The 713-nt window shown below is 45.6% G+C and carries 2 protein-coding genes; both read left to right on the top strand.

Annotated elements, in window-relative coordinates:
- On the top strand, positions 1-261 hold a 261-nt coding region (locus ACTHUM_RS16635; RefSeq protein WP_440403510.1), incomplete at its 5' end, for an META domain-containing protein.
- Positions 262-359: 98 nt separating this feature from the next.
- On the top strand, positions 360-713 hold a 354-nt coding region (locus ACTHUM_RS16630), incomplete at its 3' end, for an FAD-binding oxidoreductase (RefSeq protein WP_440403509.1).

The raw sequence follows: 713 nt of genomic DNA, 5'->3' as shown, positions 1-713 counted from the left end.
GATAAAAACGCCTATTTGGATTTCAGCAAAATGCCTAAGGCTTATGGCAATATGGGTTGCAACGGTATGATGTTTCAAGCGAATGTAATCGGAGCGGGCAAAATTGATTTTGGCCATATTGCGGTAAGCATGATGCTGTGTGAAGACATGAAGCTGGAAGATGCGTTTTTGCGCAAACAAAGCGTGTGGAACTATCGTTTTGACGGTAACGATTTGATTTTGGAACAAAAAGGCATCAGTATCCGTTTGCGCCGTGAATAATCTTAAAGGCCGTCTGAAAATAAATATTTCAGACGGTCTTTTGAATCTTTATAATAAGCCCTATTTGAAACTGATACCGAATATCAAGGAAACCTATTATGGCAGCTTCTCCAGAAGCCAAGTTTACCGAAGAAAAAGTCTTGTGGATTAAACACCATACGCCTAAGCTGATGACTTTTGCCATCAGCCGTCCCGAGTCCTACCGTTTTTCGGCAGGGCAGTTTTCGCGCCTTGGTTTCCGTGACGGCGAGGGCTTTATTTGGCGCGCGTATTCTGTCGTATCTGCCGAATACGCCGATACGCTTGAGTATTTCGCGGTGTTAATCGAAGGCGGTCCGATGTCGGCGCGTTTTGCCGCGATGAAAGAGGGTGACACCATTTTGCTGGATAAAACGGCTACCGGTTTCCTCTTGCCCGAGCGATTCCCAGACGGTAAGGATTTAGTTATGCTC

The sequence above is a fragment of the Neisseria sp. P0021.S006 genome, assembly GCF_051956895.1.
The sequence above is the reverse complement of the archived record's forward strand: the minus strand, read 5'-3'. Positions and strand labels throughout refer to the sequence as shown.